This is a genomic window from Hydrogenophaga sp. (assembly GCF_028698005.1).
GTDB lineage: Bacteria > Pseudomonadota > Gammaproteobacteria > Burkholderiales > Burkholderiaceae_C > Hydrogenophaga.
In genome coordinates this window covers 1-3,607 of the sequence record NZ_JAQVEJ010000219.1, presented here as the reverse complement: position 1 = coordinate 3,607, position 3,607 = coordinate 1, and the positions used below count along the sequence as shown (strand labels likewise).

Annotated in this window: 4 protein-coding genes; all 4 read left to right on the top strand. The window is 64.4% G+C overall.

What is annotated here, in order from left to right; all coding sequences use genetic code 11:
* The coding region (locus PHQ87_RS14990) for an extracellular solute-binding protein (RefSeq protein ID WP_300236088.1) at positions 1-1,045 on the top strand (1,045 nt) is incomplete at its 5' end.
* Positions 1,046-1,065: 20 nt separating this feature from the next.
* Positions 1,066-1,986, top strand: coding sequence for an ABC transporter permease (locus PHQ87_RS14985; protein WP_300236085.1), 921 nt, complete (start codon positions 1,066-1,068; stop codon positions 1,984-1,986).
* A gap of 2 nt (positions 1,987-1,988) precedes the next feature.
* Positions 1,989-2,885 (top strand): ABC transporter permease, encoded by an 897-nt coding sequence (locus PHQ87_RS14980; RefSeq protein ID WP_300236082.1) that lies wholly within the window; start codon positions 1,989-1,991, stop codon positions 2,883-2,885.
* Positions 2,882-3,601 carry a GntR family transcriptional regulator gene (locus PHQ87_RS14975; RefSeq protein ID WP_300236079.1) on the top strand — a complete coding sequence of 240 codons (720 nt, stop codon included), beginning with the start codon at positions 2,882-2,884 and terminating at the stop codon, positions 3,599-3,601. Before PHQ87_RS14980 ends, PHQ87_RS14975 begins: the two co-directional genes overlap by 4 nt.
* The last annotated feature ends 6 nt before the right edge of the window (positions 3,602-3,607 follow it).

Genomic DNA, 3,607 nt, shown 5'->3' with positions numbered 1-3,607 from the left:
GACCAAGCGCGCCGTCACCGCGCCCAACAGCTTCGACCTGATCGACACCGAGTACTTCTCGCTCAAGAAGATCGTGCCCACCGGCAACCTCAAGGGCATCGACACGAAGCGGATCAAGAACGCTGACAAGATCACCTCGCTGTTCACCACCGGCACGGTGGCGGGCAAGCCGGTGGGCGACCAGGGCACGGCACCCAAGAAGGTGATCTTTCTGGAGGGCGAGAAGAGCAAGGTCTTCGCCAAGAGCCCGACCCAGTTCATGAGCCTGATCCCCACCACCTACAACGCCGACACGCTGGGCATCCGCCCCGACCTGATCAAGCGCCCCATCACCTCCTGGGCCGAGATGCTCAACCCCGAGTTCAAGGGCAAGGTGGCGATCCTGAACATCCCGTCCATCGGCATCATGGACGCGGCCATGGTGGTGGAAGCCATGGGCATCCACAAGTACGCCGACAAGGGCAACATGACCAAGGCCGAGATCGACCTGACGATCAAGACCCTGATCGAGGCCAAAAAGTCCGGCCAGTTCCGCGCGCTGTGGAAAGACTTCAACGAGTCGGTGAACCTGATGGCCTCGGGCGAGGTGGTGATCCAGTCGATGTGGTCGCCAGCCGTGACCGCCGTGCGCACCAAGGGCATCGACTGCGTGTTCCAGCCGCTCAAGGAAGGCTATCGCGCCTGGGCCTCGGGCTTCGGCGTGCCGGCCACGCTCTCGGGGCGCAAACTCGACGGCGCCTACGAGTTCATCAACTGGTTCCTCGACGGTTGGGCCGGCGCCTACCTCAACCGCCAGGGCTACTACAGCGCCGTGCTGGAAACGGCCAAGGACAAGATGGAACCCTACGAGTGGGCCTACTGGATGGAAGGCAAGCCAGCCACCCAGGACATCAAGAGCCCGCACGGCGACCTGCTGGCCAAGGCCGGCAGTGTGCGCGACGGTGGCAGCTACCAGCAGCGCATGGGCGGCATCGCCTGCTGGAACGCGGTCATGGACGAGAACGAGTACATGGTCCGCAAGTGGAATGAATTCGTCGCAGCCTGATCACCCTGCCATCTGAGCCCATGAGCACGAACACCGCCGTGACGGCCCCCGTCACCGACAGTCCCAACCGCACGGTGCCCGCCTGGTGGCAGGCCACGCCGTACACGCTGGTGTTCGTGCTGTTCTTCCTGATTCCGCTCGGCCTGGTGCTGATGGTCAGCTTCTGGGACTTCAACGAGTACGAGCTGATCCCGGCCTTCACGTTCCGCAACTACCTGTCCATCTTCGAGGGCTGTTCCACGCTTACCGAACACGGTGATCTCTGCGTGACGCTCTCGACCTACCTGTCCACGCTCAAGTTCAGCTTCCTGGTCTGGCTGGTCACGCTGGTGCTGGGCTTTGCGGTGGCCTACTTCCTCGCCTTCCACGTGCGCTCTTCGGGCATGCAGACGGCCCTGTTCGTGCTGTGCACCGTGCCGTTCTGGACATCGAACGTCATCCGCATGATTTCCTGGGTGCCGCTGCTGGGCCGCAACGGCCTGGTCAATCAGAGCCTGCAGGAGATCGGGCTGATCGCGCAGCCCATCACGTGGCTGCTGTTCTCCGATTTCTCGGTGGTGCTGGCCTTCGTGCACCTCTACACCATGTTCATGATCGTGCCCATCTTCAACAGCATGATGCGCATCGACCACAGCCTGCTCGAAGCGGCCAGCGACGCCGGCGCCAGCGCCTGGCAGACGCTGTGGAACGTGATCGTACCGCTGTGCAAGACCGGCATCATCATCGGCTCGATCTTCGTCATCACCATCGTCATGGGCGACTTCGTGACCATCGGCGTCATGGGTGGCCAACAGATCGCCTCGGTCGGCAAGATCATCCAGGTGCAGACCAGCTACCTGCAGTTCCCGCTGGCCGCAGCCAACGCGGTGATCCTGCTGGCCGTCGTGCTCATGATCATCTGGGGCCTGACCCGGCTGGTCGATATCCGCAAGGAGTTATGAGCATGGCCCGCATCACCGAATCCCGTTCCGCCAGCTTCTGGCCTCTGGCCTTCGTCTTCACCCTGTTCGTGCTGTTCATGTACGGGCCAATGGCCGTGATCTTCGTGCTCTCCTTCCAGGGACCCGAAGGCGGCCTCACGTTTCCACTGCGCGGCATCTCGCTGCACTGGTTCCGCCAGTTGGCCGAAGGCCTGGGCACGGTGGACATCGGCGCTGCCTTCCGTCGCTCGCTCGGCGTGGGCTTCGTCGTGATGGCGCTGACTGTTCTGCTGTCGGTGTCCGCCGGCCTGGCTTTTCGCAAGAAGCTGCGCGGCGGCAATGCCCTGTTCTACGTGACGGTGGCCAGCCTCATCATGCCGTCCATCATCGTGTCGCTGGGCATCGGCCTGCAGTTCCGACTGCTCGATGGCGGCATCAAGTGGCTGCTGGAAGCCGCGGGCGCCACCGGAACGCTGGAGAACTACGGTACGTCGCTGGGCCTGTTCACCTCGGCCGCCGGCGCCCACCTGACCTGGACGTTGCCGTTCGGCCTGCTCATCATGTTTGCCGTCTTCAACCGTTTCAACCCTGCCTACGAAGAAGCTGCCCGTGACCTCGGTGCCACACCCTGGCAAACCTTCCGTCACGTGGTGCTCCCGCTGATTGCGCCCTCGGTCATCGGCATCGGCATGTTCGGCTTCACCCTGAGCTGGGACGAGATCGCCCGCACCTCGCAGGCCATTGGCGACGTCAACACCCTGCCGCTGGAACTGCAGGGCCTGACCAGCACGGTCACCACACCGGCCATCTATGCGCTAGGCACGGTGACCACCGTCGTGTCCTTTCTCGTGATGGGCCTGACCGTCGGCTTGGCCATGGCCCTGGGCCGACGCCAGAAACGCCCAGGAGGCACGGTTTGAGTGCACCCGGCCCCGCCACGGCGGCAACCCCGCCGATCACCGACGCCGACATCTACGAACGCATGGTCTGCGCCATCCTCGACCACCAGTTGCCGCCTGGCACCAAACTGGTGGAAGACCGGCTGGCCAACGCTTTCGGCGTTTCGCGCACGCGCATCCGGCCCGTGCTGGTGCGGCTGGCGAACGAGCAGGTCGTCACGCTCACGCCCAACCGGGGTGCCACCATCGCCCAGCCCAGCGAGCAGGAGGCGCGCGAGGTGTTCGAGGCGCGGCGTCTGATCGAGCCGACCCTGGTGCAACGCTTTATCGAGCATGCGTTGCGTGCCGACATCCAGACGCTGACCCGGTGCATCCGCGACGAAGAAACCGCTCGCGCCGCCGGCGACATACGCCGGGCCATCCGCCTCTCGGGCGACTTTCACCTGCTGATCGCCGAACACTCGGGCCACCAGACACTCGGGCGCATGCTGCGCGAACTCGTCTCGCGCACCTCGCTGATTCTCATGGCCTACAGCCCGCCGCACAGCCAGGCCCGCGAAGACGCCACCGCCTGCGGCTGCACCGAACACCGCGCGCTGCTGGCCGCCATCAGACTCAAGGACCGCCACGAGGCCGCGCGCCTGATGCGCGAACACCTGGAGCGACTGGAAGGCCAGCTCGTGTTTGGCAAACCGGCCCCCGAAGCGCCCGACCTGGTTCATCTTTTCGCGACCTGAAATGAG

Coding starts and splice junctions, on each gene's coding strand:
- PHQ87_RS14985 (WP_300236085.1), top strand. CDS start 1,066: ATGAGCACGAACACCGCCGTGACGGCCCCCGTCACCGACAGTCCCAAC.
- PHQ87_RS14980 (WP_300236082.1), top strand. CDS start 1,989: ATGGCCCGCATCACCGAATCCCGTTCCGCCAGCTTCTGGCCTCTGGCC.